Below are 14,709 nucleotides of genomic sequence, written 5' to 3'. Positions count from 1 at the left end.
ATCCTATAATATATATCTAGGGAATACTATTTGTTCAAATGATCCTAATAGAATATCCATGTAATTAAGGGTAATTTTATTAAAAAAATAAAATAATAAACATTTTTTTAGTATTATAAACCTATTTATATTTAACGGAAATAAAAAATAGTTCGATGTTTTAATGATTAAGTAGTACTATTTTCTTTCTCGTTAGTGACAATGGTCTCTAAACAAATGTAAGTGGATTGTATATACTTACATATAGAGGGAAGGAGGAGGTAGCTTGATTCTAGTTCGAAATGAAAACTTCGAAATTTCTGAAGAAAATGGCAAGGTATTTATGCTTACTTTTAGTGCCGGATTCCCATTAAAAGAATTTGATAGCATTTTACGTAGTCATCCACGACTTAAATTATCTAATTTTTCAATTTTAAAAAACGTGCTGTCTACTCAAAATACAAGTCCAGTAGAAATTGGCCGCTGGCTTCCAAATATTGAAGCTGAAATTGCCCGTGATAAAATGTCAGCCTCTATTTTTATCTATGAAACAAACGAATATATTGCCAATCATAAAGAAAAGCTGACACAGCAAATTCAAGAAATACTTGCTGAAAATGAAATTGTGCATGGAATTTTAGATTTTGATATTTCGAAGGCTGAACCAGGAAAAGCATTTTTAATTGCTCAGGGGCAACCACCGATAGCAGGCACGGATGCACAAATTACATACTTACCTAAGCCGGAGAGAAAACCGGTCATTCGTGATGATGGAAAAGCGGATTACTTTGATATGAATTTTATCTCAGAAATTTCGGAAGGCTCATGGCTAGGTGAAAAGATTCCTGCTACATTAGGTAAACCAGGGAAAAATGTGCTAGGTGAGGTAGTGGCTGCCGCACCAGGACGGGATTTTCCAATCCGATACGATACAAAATCAGCATATGAAGTGGAAGAGGACGGGAAAATTGTGATCCGCTCGAAAATTGCTGGTGTTCTAGATGATGTGAAAGGTATGATTGGTGTAAACAGACACCTACCTATTAACGGTGATGTAGGCGTTGAAACAGGTAATCTAGAATTTAATGGTTCTCTTAGTATTAAAGGAACAGTAACAAATGGCTATACAGTTATTGCAACTGGTGATATTTCTATTGATGGCGCTGAAGGTGTAAGCGGTGCCAAACTGATTAAATCCATCGAAGGAGATGTTTATATTCGCGGTGGCATATTTGGTCTTGGGTCAACAGTTGTGGAAGCGGGTGGCAATATTTTTGTCAAACATGTCAATGAAGCAAATTTAATGGCAGCAGATAGTATCCATATTGGTTTCTATGCATTAGGTTCACAGCTTTCAGCCCATTCCATTTTAGTGGATGAACGAAAAGGTAAAATTATTGGAGGGCGTGCTGTAGCTAAAAATACGATTGTCACGGCCATATCTGGTAATCGATTGGAACGGCGAACGGATTTGATTATTGAAAGTGTCAATAAACAAGAGAATAATTCGATCATGCAGGAAAAAGCTGTCCAGCTTAAAGAGTTACAATCAGAAATTGCAGCCCATGAATCCAAAATGAAAAGTTTATTGCCATTTCTCAACCAAATGTCTAAAGAACAAACAGCATCCTTTGAAGAGACAAAGCAAGCTTTAACAAAGTTAAAGGCAGAAGCGGTTACATTAGATCGTGAAATAAAGCTAATAATGGACGAAATGCGTCATATTGGTAAAGAAGAGATTGTTGTGACAAAGGAAGCGCATCCGGGGACGTATATTCAAATTGGTAAAAAATCATCTTTATTAAGCAAAATGACCAATGGTAAATTTCTGCTAGAGTTTGGTGAGTTAAATGTCTAATTCGTCCTATATTCCGGTGTTTGCACATCGAGGAGCATCGGCCTATGCGCTAGAAAATACCTTTAAAGCTTTTGAAAAGGCATTGGAGCTTGGGGCTGATGGCATTGAGTTAGACATCCAATTTTCAAAAGATGGTTGTCCAATCGTCTACCATGATCCACAATTGTCAAGATTAGTAGGTATCAATAAACTGGTGAGTGATTGTACGATGGAAGAGTTATTACGTTTTAAACTCGGCAAGCCTTGGAGGCGTCTTTTTTCATCGGCTAAAATACCAGCATTTGATGCAGTTTTAGCATGGGCTAAAACACATAAGCTCCCTTTAAATATTGAATTAAAATCAACCATTTTAGACAATCAAAGTGGGCTGAATGACTTTCTTCAAGGGCTATCGTTACCAGCAGGGAGCCACTTCTCGTCGTTCCATTACGAAATACTGGAATATGTGAAAAAGCAAAGACCTGAATATGAAACGGCTCTAATAGCCACGAAAAAATTAAAATGGGATCTGTTAGCTGATTACAAAGCTGCTGATACTGTCCATATGCATAAAAGGTACTACAAGCCAAGATATTTAGAGGCATGCGTAACAAGCGGCAAAGCCTGTCGTTTTTATGCAATTGATGGTAATGAACCATTCTTAACCAATCCTCACCATGCTGTAATAGGTTGGATAACAGATTACCCTGATAAAGTCATCACTACACAGCAGCGTGTATAAAAATAGCTATCCAGTAAGTCCATGTGACTTATTTGGATAGCTATTTTTATTTTTTTTGGAAGCGAGGTGCTACTTTTCCATTTTTGCGGTCACGATGTAGTAAAAATCCTGCGAAAAAGCCAAAGCCTATAACAAAGAATATAACACCTACTACAAATTGTAGCCATAAAAATGGGAAAGGCGAAAGAAGCTTCCCAAATAATGTATCACGCATAAATTTAATGCCGCCTGCAGCCATAAGACCTGGAATAAGCATTACAATAAATGCAGCTAAACGGGCCATATATACCCCTCCTTATTCCTATGATTAATTGTACCTGTGGATGGGGGAATGTCAAGAAAGGCTAGTAATCAATATAATAATTGTTCGTCAAAACTAGACGGAGCATATAGTAGTTTTTGTTACTGAATGTTTAGAAAATTCTTACTTAAACAAGAATATGTAATAATAGTTGCGAAATTGTGAATTTGTCAGTATTGTAAAAATAAGTGGAGCAATATTATCCATTACTAAACAATTTTTATCCTAGGGTCTAAACACCTACTGAAAAATGGGGCTCAGTATTATAGCTGAGGCGAGGACAACAAGTGGTAAGATTGTTAGATAAAACTTGATTGGGACGGGCATTTGGGGATGCACTTTCCAAAGCAAAGGGGCGAGTTTCATGGAAATCTTCAAGTATATGGAAAAGTATGATTATGAACAATTGGTATTTTGCCAAGATGAAGCATCAGGGTTAAAAGCGGTTATCGCTATCCATGATACAACACTTGGACCAGCATTAGGCGGGGCACGTATGTGGACATATGCATCAGAGGAAAATGCAGTTGAAGACGCATTGCGTTTAGCACGAGGTATGACCTACAAAAATGCGGCAGCTGGTTTAAACCTTGGCGGTGGAAAAACGGTCATTATCGGTGACCCATTTAAAGATAAAAACGAAGAAATGTTCCGTGCATTAGGTCGTTTCATCCAAGGCTTAAATGGTCGTTATATCACGGCAGAAGACGTAGGTACAACAGTTACAGATATGGATTTAATCCATGAGGAAACAGATTATGTAACAGGAATCTCACCTGCATTCGGTTCATCAGGGAACCCATCTCCAGTAACGGCGTATGGTGTTTACCGCGGTATGAAAGCGGCTGCAAAAGAAGCATTCGGTTCAGAATCATTAGAGGGATTAAAAATTTCTGTACAAGGTCTAGGAAATGTAGCCTACAAGCTTTGCGAGTATTTACATAATGAAGGGGCAAAACTTGTTGTAACAGATATCAATCAGGCAGCAATTGATAGAGTTGTGAATGACTTTGACGCAATTGCAGTAGCTCCAGATGAAATCTACGCGCAAGAAGTTGATATTTTCTCTCCTTGTGCTTTAGGTGCTATATTAAATGATGAAACAATTCCACAATTAAAAGCAAAAGTAATTGCTGGGTCTGCTAATAATCAGTTAAAAGATTCACGTCATGGTGATTTCCTACATGAATTAGGTATTGTCTATGCACCAGACTATGTCATTAATGCTGGTGGCGTTATTAACGTTGCGGATGAATTATATGGTTATAATCGTGAACGTGCTCTGAAACGCGTTGACGGTATATATGATAGTATTGAAAAGATCTTTGCTATTTCAAAACGAGATGGCATTCCAACATATGTGGCAGCGAATCGTTTAGCTGAAGAACGCATTGCGCGTGTGGCGAAATCTCGCAGCCAATTCTTAAAAAATGAAAAAAATATTTTACACGGTCGCTAATATACAAGGTTTGAAAATTTGGAGAAGTCGCATTGTCGACTTCTTCTAATTTTACCAACAAATAAGAGCACCGTTGCAGTAAAGCTAAAGTTCTGTTCTTCTTAAGCAAAAATAGACCGCAAGCTAATTGGTAGGGTAATGGTTTAATAGATAGAATACTTTAGCACTTTTCTCAAAAGGGGGAATAAACATGGCTCAAAATTATGATGTTGTCATTTTAGGTGGAGGTACAGGCGGTTATGTGGCGGCCATCCGCGCTGCGCAACTAGGCTTGAAAACAGCTATTGTAGAGCGGGATCGTTTAGGTGGAACATGCTTGCACAAAGGCTGTATCCCAAGTAAAGCTTTACTTCGAAGTGCAGAAGTATATCGAATGGCTAATAAAACGGCTAGTGAGTATGGTGTTGACATTGAAGGTGTGACACTGCAATTTGACAAAGTGCAAGCTAGGAAGCAAGCGATCGTTGAGCAATTAAGCCAAGGTGTGAATACACTGATGAAAAAAGGCAAAATAGATGTTTATCATGGTACAGGACGAATTTTAGGTCCCTCTATTTTCTCTCCTATGCCAGGAACTATTTCCGTAGAAATGTCCAATGGGCAAGAAAATGAAATGCTTGTACCGACGAATGTTGTCATTGCAACTGGCTCAAAGCCAAGAGGTATGGCAGGATTAACAGTTGATGGCCAATATGTGATGAATTCAGATCATGCGTTGGAGCTTGACAATTTACCAAAATCATTGTTAATCGTTGGCGGTGGTGTCATTGGAATTGAGTGGGCATCTATGCTTTGCGATTTTGGCGTATATGTAACAGTTCTAGAATACGGACCAACTATCTTACCTGCAGAGGATGCTGATATCGTCAAAGAAGTAACAAAGCAGCTTGAAAAGAGGGGAGTTCGCATTGTCACAAATGCCCGTTTAGATGCAGATACATTCAAAATAGAAAATGATAACGTTTTCATTTCTGCGAAAGTGAATGAGCAGGAAGAAATCTTTGAGGCAGATAAACTTTTACTTTGTGTTGGTCGTGAAGCCAACACGCAAGACATTGGCTTGGAAAATACAGAAATCGAAGTGGAAAATGGCTTCATTAAAGTGAATGATTCTTATCAAACGAAGGAATCACATATGTATGCCATAGGTGATGTGATTGGTGGCTTACAGTTAGCGCATGTGGCTTCTCATGAAGGACTGTCAGCAATCGAGCATATAGCGACAGGTAAAGCAGAGCATATCGATGATCTGAAGGTACCGAAATGTGTTTATTCATATCCAGAGGTTGCTAGCATTGGCTTAACCGAAAGTGCTGCCAAAGAGCGAGGCTTTTCATTAAAAATCGGTAAATTCCCTTTCAAGGCAATTGGTAAGGCATTGGTAAATGGGGAAGCAGAAGGTTTTGTAAAAATAATTGCTGATGAAGAAACAGATGATATTTTGGGTATTCATATGGTAGGGCCGCACGTGACAGATTTAATTGGAGAGGCATCTTTAGCTAAATTGTTGGATGCAACACCATGGGAAATTAGTCAGGCAATTCATCCACATCCTTCATTAAACGAGGTATTAGTGGAATCTGCTTTAGCAGTTGATGGTCGTGCTATCCATTTTTAAATTTTCTGAATTTCATAACTAACATATCCAAATGTGGGGATATAGGATAAGATAGTTATTTCTCTATAATACGAAAGGGGTGTTCGTATGCAAGATGTTCAAATCAAACATGAAGATTTAGGTTTGTCAAATGAAGATGTACTTGCTATGTTCGAAACAATGTTAATGGCCAGAAGATTAGATGAGCGTATGTGGTTATTAAACCGTTCTGGTAAAATTCCGTTTGTAATTTCTTGTCAAGGTCAGGAGGCAGCACAAGTAGGGGCGGCCTTTGCGTTAAATAAAGATAAAGATTATATTGCGCCATATTATCGTGATATGGGGGTTGTTTTACACTTTGGTATGACACCAAGAGAGTTGATGCTATCTGCATTTGCAAAAGCGGAAGATCCAAACTCTGGTGGACGTCAAATGCCTGGCCATTTCGGTCAAAAGAAAAACCGTATTTTAACAGGATCTTCACCTGTTACTACGCAGGTGCCACATGCAGTTGGCGTTGCACTTGCTGGACGACTACAAAATGAGGATTTTGTTTCTTTTGTGACACTTGGTGAAGGTTCCTCTAACCAAGGGGATTTCCATGAAGGGGCCAACTTCGCAGGTGTTCATAAATTGCCAGTTATTATTATGGTGGAAAACAATCAATATGCCATCTCTGTACCAGTAGAACGTCAGTTAGGCTGTGCGAAGGTTTCTGATCGTGGGATTGGGTATGGTATGCCAGGTGTGACAGTTGATGGAAAATGCCCATTACAAGTTTACAAAGTGGTGAAAGAAGCAGCCGATCGTGCACGTAATGGAGAGGGCCCAAGCTTAATCGAAACAGTCACATATCGTTTAACAGCCCATTCCTCGGACGACGATGATCGTCAATACCGTACGGCTGAAGATATTGCAGAAGGAAAGGCAAAAGATCCGATTGTGTTATTTGAAAAGTATCTGACTGATGCAGGCGTCATGACTGAAAAAGTACGTACAGAAATCGAAGAACGTGTTATGGCAGAAGTAAATGAAGCTACTGATTATGCAGAAGCGGCTCCATATGCACAACCAGAGGATGCCATGAAATATGTTTATGCACCAGTGGACGGAGGTGACGTGTAATGGCAGTTATGTCTTATATTGATGCGATTACATTAGCAATGAAAGAAGAAATGGAACGTGATGAACGAGTTTTCATTTTAGGGGAAGACGTTGGCCGTAAGGGTGGTGTATTTAAAGCAACTACTGGTCTGTATGATCAATTCGGCGAATACCGTGTACTAGATACGCCACTTGCAGAAAGTGCTATTGCAGGGGTCGGTATTGGGGCAGCAATGTATGGTATGCGTCCAATCGCAGAAATGCAATTTGCTGATTTCATTATGCCAGCTGTCAACCAAATCGTCTCTGAGGCAGCCAAAATCCGTTACCGTTCTAACAATGATTGGACTTGTCCAATGGTAATCCGTGCACCTTTTGGTGGAGGAATTCACGGGGCTCTTTACCATTCTCAATCTGTTGAAGCCCTTTTTGCGGGTACACCTGGGTTGAAAATAGTTATCCCATCAACACCATATGATGCTAAAGGATTGCTAAAAGCAGCTATTCGTGATGAAGATCCTGTATTATTCTTTGAACATAAGCGTGCTTATCGATTAATTAAGGGTGAGGTGCCTCTAGACGATTATACATTACCAATCGGCAAGGCAGATGTGAAGCGTGAAGGGGATGATGTGACGGTTATTACCTATGGGTTAGCTGTCCACTTTGCGCTACAAGCTGCAGAACGTCTTGCTGCAGATGGTATTTCTGCGCATATACTTGACCTACGCACAGTCTATCCCCTTGATAAGGAAGCAATTATCGAGGCGGCGACTAAAACAGGGAAAGTATTACTTGTTACGGAGGATAATAAAGAAGGCAGTATCATGAGTGAAGTTGCTGCCATTATTGCGGAGCATTGTTTATTTGAGCTTGATGCACCGATTCAACGTCTAGCAGGACCCGATGTGCCAGCAATGCCATATGCACCAACCATGGAGAAATATTTTATGATTAATCCTGATAAAGTGGAACGTGCGATGCGAGAACTTGCGGCATTTTAACATACCAAGCAAGGCTGATTGAAAAAATGAAAGCCTCAGACGGAAGAACAGATTTTGACTTAGCCGTTTGAAAGTCAAAATCTGTCTATTTGCCTATCTACGTTTACTAATATAGCGCTGCATCAGGTACAATGACGCCTAGGCTTAATTGATGGGAGGAATAAATGATGGCGGTTCAAAATATTACTATGCCACAGCTCGGCGAAAGTGTAACAGAAGGTACAATTGAAAAATGGCTTGTAAAGCCTGGCGATACAGTAAAGAAATATGATTCTTTAGCAGAAGTTGTGACAGATAAAGTAAATGCAGAAATTCCATCGTCGTTTGAAGGGGTTATTACGGAGTTAATTGCACAAGAAGGTCAAACATTACCAGTGGGCGCAGTCGTATGCTCGATTGAAATTGCAGGGGATAGTGAGTTACCACCACCACCACCTGAAAAAAAATCGGCAGTAAGCACAGCCATTTTAAATGCAGGTGTTCAAAAGAAACAAGAAGCATCACAACCCGTTTCTACTCCTTCTTCAGTCGCTCCAAAAGAAGCGCGTAAGGACAAAGTACGCTATTCACCTGCTGTTCTACGACTTGCACAGGAGCATGATATTGCCCTTGATCAAGTTACAGGAACGGGCGAGGGTGGTCGCATTACAAGAAAAGATTTGTTAAAACTTATAGAAACGGGCAATATTCCAACAGCAACTACTGCGGCACCAACGCCAGCAGCGATTCAAACAACAACTGAACAACCAGCTCCTGCACCAGCACAGCTTGCAGAAAAGCCTGCAGCACCAGTACCACCTATACAGCCTGGGGACATTGAAATCCCAGTGACAAAGGTCCGTCGTGCCATTGCTAATAACATGGTAAGAAGCGTCCATGAAGCTCCACATGCTTGGATGATGATGGAAGTGGATGTAACAGATTTAGTTGCTTATCGAGATAGCCTAAAAGGTGAATTTAAGCAAAAGGAAGGCTTTAATCTTACATATTTCGCCTTCTTTGTAAAAGCAGTGGCTCAGGCCTTGAAGGAATTCCCAATGATGAATTCTATGTGGGCTGAGGATAAAATTATTCAAAAGCATGACATCAATATTTCGATTGCAGTAGCGACGGATGATGCACTATTCGTACCTGTTATAAAACACGCGGATGAAAAATCCATTAAAGGAATTGCTAAAGAAATTCATGAGCTTGCTAACAAAGTTCGAACTGGAAAATTAGCCATGGATGATATTAAAGGTGGTACATTTACCGTTAATAATACGGGAGCATTTGGCTCTATTCAATCAATGGGTATCATTAATTATCCACAAGCTGCCATTCTCCAAGTGGAAAGTATTGTAAAAAAACCGGTCATTTTACCAGGTGGAATGTTCGCCGCTCGTGATATTGTGAATTTATGTTTATCATTAGATCATCGTGTGTTGGATGGACTAGTATGTGGTAAATTCCTAAATAGAGTAAAAGAAATACTCGAAAATACAAATAAATCTTCGACGTCAGTCTACTGATGACTTGTCGGAAACCTGCTGTATAAGGGTTTCCGATTTTTTTTATGCTTTCCGAGTCGCAATTTGTCATGTAGAATAACAAATAGAAACTACTAAGGGGGGAAGCTGATTAAGCGTCCGCATGTCAAACAACATGAAAAATATTGAATTTGAAAAGCCGGCCTATTCTGACTGGCAAGATGCAGCAATCAAAGCTTTAAAGGGGAAACCATTTGAGTCTCTATTCACGAAAACAAATGAGGGTGTTACACTACAGCCCATTTACACACAAGAAAGTTTAGTAGCTAAGCTTGGTGATGAGCTCGATCGACAAGTTGCCACAATCCGTTCTCTACAAAATAGTCAAGCATTCCAAGTAGCTCAGCAAGTTCATGCAGATACGAGTGAAGCATTTTTTGCACAGCTTGATGACAGTTTAGCTAGGGGTAATGAAATTATTACAATTGACAGTCGTGTTAATTTTGATTGGACAGAAGACGTATTGGTCAAATTAGCATCATATTTCTCAGAATATTCATTTAAAATTACTATTAAAGATACAAAAGACCCATTATTAACAGTGTTTGACAAAATTGCTTTGGATCAACGAGAAGCTGTGAAAGGATTCATCGTTTCGACCCAACCCATCTCTTTACATGCATTTCCGAGCGTGCGCTCAGTCGGCGCTAACACAGTTATTTATCATAATGAAGGTGCCAACGCCATTCAAGAATTAGCCTATGCACTTGCATTAGCAGCAAAATGGGTAGAACAGGAAGAAAGCTTCGAGGCATTCTCCAAGAAATTTTTTGTATCCTTTGCAGTTGATACACAATTCTTTACAGAGATTGCAAAACTCCGTGCTTTTAAAGTACTTTGGAAAGCGTTCTCATCTGCCTATGGAGTTACACAAAATGTAAAAATACCAACAGTTGCTGAAACATCATTAAGAAGCTTCTCTAAATTGGATGTCTACGTGAATTTATTACGATCCTCCAATGAAGCGCTTTCTGGCTTAATAGGCGGTGCTGATCTCTTTACAGTTCATCCACATGATGTATTAACAAAGCCTACAGAACAGTCAGTACGTATTGCTCGTAACGTGTCATTGATTTTAAAAGAAGAAACAAATGTCTTAAAAGTTATAGATCCTGCAGGTGGCTCTTACTTTATCGAGTCGTTAACGGCAGATTTTGTCAAAGAAGCATGGGCATTATTCTTAGAAATCGAGGCAGCTGGAGGCATTGATGAATACACAGCATCTGGCAAGCTCGCTGAAGAAGTAGAGAAATCGTATCAATCTCGTATTCACGCTGCACAAACACGTAAGCAATCATTAATTGGAACAAATATTTATGCTAATCCAGCAGACGCATTTGAATGTGAAACAAATCCGTTATTTGCTAGCATTAAACGAAGTGCTATTCCATTCGAAAAGCTGCGTGCTGAAATGACGGCAGCCGATGTGAAAACAGGCATTTTAACATTAGGTACTTTAAAAAGCTCCAAGCCAAGAGCAGATTTTATTGCTGGATTCTTAAATACGGTTGGTCTTGTTCCTGAAAAAAGTGAACCAGCGACGACTGTTGAAGAGGCAATTGCTTGGTTAAAGGCAACAGAGGCTAAATATGTTGTCATTGCAGGTAATGACGAAGATACAAAAGAATTTGTCCATGCCATTTTAGCAGACAAGCCAGCGGATGTACTTGTGGATGTAGCTGGGAAATTTAAAGACGAAGAAGAAGCTTGGTTAGCAAATGGCTTAAACGGTTTTATTTTCGCAGGACAGAACATCATTGAAAAATTACAGTCAGTGTTTGCGAGCATGAAGGAGGTCCAACGATGAGTAAGCCAAATTTTAATGCAATTGAAATAGAAAAAGTTTTATCAGCTAATGCGCCTCAAGCGTCTGATGATAAGTTTATGACAAATGAAGGAATTGAAATTAAAGATATTTATACAAAAGAAGATATCAAGGATGCTAAACATTTAAATGATGTAGCAGGTATCGCACCAAATACACGTGGACCATACCCTACCATGTATGTGGCTCGCCCATGGACAGTTCGTCAATATGCTGGCTTCTCAACAGCTGAAGAGTCCAATGCCTTTTACAAGCGAAATCTGGCAATGGGACAAAAGGGTTTATCTGTAGCGTTTGACCTAGCAACTCATAGAGGCTATGACTCTGATCATCCACGTGTTACAGGAGATGTGGGGAAAGCGGGTGTTGCTATTGACTCTGTCGAGGATATGAAAATTCTATTCGATCAAATCCCTTTAGATCAAATGTCTGTTTCTATGACGATGAATGGCGCAGTGCTACCAGTTCTTGCATTTTATATAGTGGCAGCAGAGGAACAAGGAGTAACGCCAGAAAAATTAGCAGGGACGATTCAAAACGATATTTTAAAAGAATATATGGTGCGTAATACATACATTTACCCACCAGCTATGTCGATGAAAATCATTGCAGATATTTTTGAATATACAGCGAAGTATATGCCGAAATTTAACTCTATTTCGATTTCTGGTTATCATATTCAAGAAGCGGGGGCAACGAATGACATAGAACTTGCCTACACGTTAGCAGATGGTTTGGAATATGTTCGTACAGGACTGAAAGCAGGCATTGATATCGATGCATTTGCACCACGTCTATCGTTCTTCTGGGCTATTGGCATGAACTATTATATGGAAGTTGCTAAAATGCGCGCGGCACGCCGTATTTGGGCACAGATGATGTCAACGTTTAATCCAAAAAATCCGAAAACTTTAGCTTTACGTACCCATTCGCAAACATCTGGGTGGTCATTAACAGAGCAAGATCCGTTTAATAATGTAGCACGTACGTTAATTGAAGCAAATGCATCATCAATGGGACATACACAATCACTGCATACGAATGCATTGGATGAAGCCATTGCACTTCCAACGGATTTCTCCGCACGTATTGCACGTAATACGCAGTTATTTTTACAAGAGGAAACAGCAATGACAAAAGTAATTGATCCATGGGGTGGATCATACTACGTGGAGAAATTGACAGAAGAAATTACCAAATCTGCATGGGCATTAATCGAAGAGATTGAGGCACTTGGAGGGATGGCGAAAGCAATTGAAACAGGTCTTCCTAAAATGAAAGTCGAAGAAGCTGCTGCTAAACGTCAAGCGAAAATTGACTCCAAGACAGAGACGATTGTCGGTGTAAATAAATATCGCCTGACGAAGGAAGAGCCAATTGACATTCTAGATATTGATAATACCATTGTTCGACAAAAGCAAATTGAACGTTTAGAAGCGATGAAAGCAGCACGTGATGAAGCTGAGGTTCAAAAACATTTAGCTCGTTTGACAAAAGCCGCACAAGATGGCGAGGAAAACTTACTAGCTGTAGCGGTTGATGCGGCTCGTGCACGTGCCTCTTTAGGTGAAATCTCAGATGCAATTGAAGCGGTTTCTGGACGACACAAAGCCGTAATTCGTTCTATTTCGGGTGTATACTCTGCCAACTTCTCTGATGAGGAGCAAATTTCAGAAGTGAAACAAATGACAGAAGAATTCCTTGAAAACGAAGGCCGCCGTCCGCGTATTTTAGTCGCTAAAATGGGACAAGATGGACATGACCGTGGAGCCAAGGTCGTCGCAACAGGCTATGCCGATTTAGGCTTTGATGTAGATATTTCTCCGTTATTTATGACGCCTGCTGAGGCAGCGCAAATGGCCGTTGAAAATGATGTACATGTCATCGGTGTCTCTTCGTTAGCAGCAGGTCATAAAACATTAGTGCCCGAATTGATTACGGAGTTAGAAAAGTTAGGGCGTGAAGATATTATCATCATTGTGGGTGGTGTTATACCTGCACAAGACTATGATTTCCTTTACAATGCTGGAGCAGTAGCTATCTTTGGACCGGGTACCGTGATTCCTGTATCCGCACAGAAAATCATTGAGGAAATTTACAAACGTTTAGGCTATGAGGAAGTGTCTGAATAATGGACAACAACAAAGGAATGGAAGAAAGTGCGCTGTTTGTGATGGACGGAGTCGAGGCGACTCACGACGGTATGCAATATGGTACACCTAAAAAATTCCGAAAGAAAAAAGCCGACACTGTTAATATTCGAGAGCTTGCACAACAAGTACGTGCAGGCTCTCGCACACATTTGTCAAAAGCAATTACCCTCATTGAAAGCTCGAATGCCACTCATAAAGTTCAAGCTCAAGAGCTTTTGCAGGAACTTCTACCACATACAGGAAAGAGTATTCGAATCGGCATTACGGGTGTTCCAGGAGCAGGGAAGAGCTCGTTCATTGAGGCTTTCGGAACAATGCTTTGTGACATGGGAAAACGAGTAGCAGTTCTTGCGATTGATCCAAGCTCCTCTTTATCCGGAGGCAGTATTTTAGGAGATAAAACGCGTATGGAAGAGCTCGTCAAGAAGCCGACTGCTTTTGTACGCCCTTCACCATCGGCTGGTACCCTTGGGGGTGTTCACAAAAAAACACGTGAAACGATGTTAGTTTGTGAAGCGGCTGGCTATGATGTCATTCTCATTGAAACAGTTGGTGTGGGACAAAGCGAAACCTATGTCCGAGGCATGGTAGATTTCTTCTTGCTTTTAGTTTTAACTGGGGCCGGGGATGAATTGCAGGGCATGAAAAAGGGCATTATGGAATTAGCAGATGCCATTGTTGTGCATAAGGCAGATGGTGATAATGTGCGACTTGCCAAAAAAACTGTCGCAGAATATAAACAGATTCTACATTTTTTACAGCCGGCAACACCAGGCTGGATGTCTACTGCAATGCCCGTTAGTTCACTGGAAAAACGGGGTCTCGATAAGGTTTGGGGAACCATAAAGGAATTCAAACAAATTGTTGAAACAAATCATTATTGGGCTACTCGACGTCAAAAACAAACAAAAGAGTGGTTCCAATCCATGATTACTGATCATTTAATAGATATGTTTTATGGGAATCCACAACGTAAAGCACAGGTACAGCTACTGGAACGTCAAATCTTAAGTGGCCAACTAACGGTTACACAAGGTGTAGATCGTTTATTTAGCGAGGAATAGGTAGAGAAGTAAACTAGTTTCTTTAAAAGCTTAGAAAATTCAACTGACTTGTATGAGCAAGTGGGTGCACAAATTCGTTGCAAACTGCTATGATAAGAGATGTATGTGCGTCAAA

11 protein-coding genes are annotated in these 14,709 nt (G+C 40.1%); 10 read left to right on the top strand and 1 reads right to left on the bottom strand.

The features are described from left to right. Nucleotides 1-265: 265 nt before the first annotated feature. Together AC3CH7_RS10470 and AC3CH7_RS10465 are read left to right on the top strand one after the other, a co-directional pair. Nucleotides 266-1,837, top strand: a complete 1,572-nt coding sequence (locus AC3CH7_RS10470; protein WP_012295048.1) for a flagellar assembly protein A — start codon at nt 266-268, stop codon at nt 1,835-1,837. After that, on the top strand, nt 1,830-2,558 hold the full coding sequence (locus AC3CH7_RS10465) for a glycerophosphodiester phosphodiesterase (RefSeq protein ID WP_031417420.1): 729 nt from the start codon (nt 1,830-1,832) through the stop codon (nt 2,556-2,558). The genes AC3CH7_RS10470 and AC3CH7_RS10465 overlap by 8 nt, the downstream gene beginning before the upstream one ends. Nucleotides 2,559-2,604: 46 nt before the next feature. Here AC3CH7_RS10465 and AC3CH7_RS10460 read toward each other — a convergent pair whose 3' ends face one another. Beyond that, nucleotides 2,605-2,841, bottom strand: a complete 237-nt coding sequence (locus AC3CH7_RS10460) for a DUF2627 family protein (protein ID WP_008179922.1) — start codon at nt 2,839-2,841, stop codon at nt 2,605-2,607. A 382-nt stretch (nt 2,842-3,223) separates the two neighbouring features. Here AC3CH7_RS10460 and AC3CH7_RS10455 point away from each other — a divergent pair, with 382 nt between their 5' ends. The 8 genes from AC3CH7_RS10455 (at nt 3,224) to meaB (ending at nt 14,594) form a co-directional block, all read left to right on the top strand. Beyond that, complete coding sequence (locus tag AC3CH7_RS10455; RefSeq protein ID WP_031417423.1) at nt 3,224-4,318, top strand: Leu/Phe/Val dehydrogenase; 1,095 nt, start codon at nt 3,224-3,226, stop codon at nt 4,316-4,318. A gap of 190 nt (nt 4,319-4,508) precedes the next feature. Then, nucleotides 4,509-5,936 carry a dihydrolipoyl dehydrogenase gene (gene lpdA, locus AC3CH7_RS10450; RefSeq protein WP_012295044.1) on the top strand — a complete coding sequence of 476 codons (1,428 nt, stop codon included), beginning with the start codon at nt 4,509-4,511 and terminating at the stop codon, nt 5,934-5,936. A gap of 87 nt (nt 5,937-6,023) precedes the next feature. Continuing rightward, nucleotides 6,024-7,040 carry a thiamine pyrophosphate-dependent dehydrogenase E1 component subunit alpha gene (locus AC3CH7_RS10445; RefSeq protein WP_012295043.1) on the top strand — a complete coding sequence of 339 codons (1,017 nt, stop codon included), beginning with the start codon at nt 6,024-6,026 and terminating at the stop codon, nt 7,038-7,040. Next, a complete protein-coding gene (locus AC3CH7_RS10440; RefSeq protein ID WP_012295042.1) occupies nt 7,040-8,023 on the top strand; it encodes an alpha-ketoacid dehydrogenase subunit beta in 984 nt (327 codons plus the stop codon). The genes AC3CH7_RS10445 and AC3CH7_RS10440 overlap by 1 nt, the downstream gene beginning before the upstream one ends. Nucleotides 8,024-8,190: 167 nt before the next feature. Further along, a complete protein-coding gene (locus tag AC3CH7_RS10435) occupies nt 8,191-9,534 on the top strand; it encodes a dihydrolipoamide acetyltransferase family protein (RefSeq protein WP_036164099.1) in 1,344 nt (447 codons plus the stop codon). A 121-nt stretch (nt 9,535-9,655) separates the two neighbouring features. Beyond that, complete coding sequence (locus AC3CH7_RS10430; protein ID WP_012295040.1) at nt 9,656-11,359, top strand: methylmalonyl-CoA mutase family protein; 1,704 nt, start codon at nt 9,656-9,658, stop codon at nt 11,357-11,359. Then, nucleotides 11,356-13,509 (top strand): methylmalonyl-CoA mutase, encoded by a 2,154-nt coding sequence (gene scpA, locus AC3CH7_RS10425; protein WP_012295039.1) that lies wholly within the window; start codon nt 11,356-11,358, stop codon nt 13,507-13,509. Before AC3CH7_RS10430 ends, scpA begins: the two co-directional genes overlap by 4 nt. Next, complete coding sequence (gene meaB, locus AC3CH7_RS10420; protein WP_012295038.1) at nt 13,509-14,594, top strand: methylmalonyl Co-A mutase-associated GTPase MeaB; 1,086 nt, start codon at nt 13,509-13,511, stop codon at nt 14,592-14,594. The genes scpA and meaB overlap by 1 nt, the downstream gene beginning before the upstream one ends. The last annotated feature ends 115 nt before the right edge of the window (nt 14,595-14,709 follow it).

The organism is Lysinibacillus sp. F12 (genome assembly GCF_057773605.1).
This window is presented reverse-complemented; position numbering and strand designations above follow the sequence as displayed.

Excerpts from the sequence above, each read along its gene's own strand:
- AC3CH7_RS10465 (WP_031417420.1), top strand. The coding sequence starts at position 1,830 with ATGTCTAATTCGTCCTATATTCCGGTGTTTGCACATCGAGGAGCATCG.
- AC3CH7_RS10460 (WP_008179922.1), bottom strand. The coding sequence starts at position 2,841 with ATGGCCCGTTTAGCTGCATTTATTGTAATGCTTATTCCAGGTCTTATG.
- AC3CH7_RS10455 (WP_031417423.1), top strand. The coding sequence starts at position 3,224 with ATGGAAATCTTCAAGTATATGGAAAAGTATGATTATGAACAATTGGTA.
- lpdA (WP_012295044.1), top strand. The coding sequence starts at position 4,509 with ATGGCTCAAAATTATGATGTTGTCATTTTAGGTGGAGGTACAGGCGGT.
- AC3CH7_RS10445 (WP_012295043.1), top strand. The coding sequence starts at position 6,024 with ATGCAAGATGTTCAAATCAAACATGAAGATTTAGGTTTGTCAAATGAA.
- AC3CH7_RS10440 (WP_012295042.1), top strand. The coding sequence starts at position 7,040 with ATGGCAGTTATGTCTTATATTGATGCGATTACATTAGCAATGAAAGAA.
- AC3CH7_RS10435 (WP_036164099.1), top strand. The coding sequence starts at position 8,191 with ATGGCGGTTCAAAATATTACTATGCCACAGCTCGGCGAAAGTGTAACA.
- AC3CH7_RS10430 (WP_012295040.1), top strand. The coding sequence starts at position 9,656 with ATGTCAAACAACATGAAAAATATTGAATTTGAAAAGCCGGCCTATTCT.
- scpA (WP_012295039.1), top strand. The coding sequence starts at position 11,356 with ATGAGTAAGCCAAATTTTAATGCAATTGAAATAGAAAAAGTTTTATCA.
- meaB (WP_012295038.1), top strand. The coding sequence starts at position 13,509 with ATGGACAACAACAAAGGAATGGAAGAAAGTGCGCTGTTTGTGATGGAC.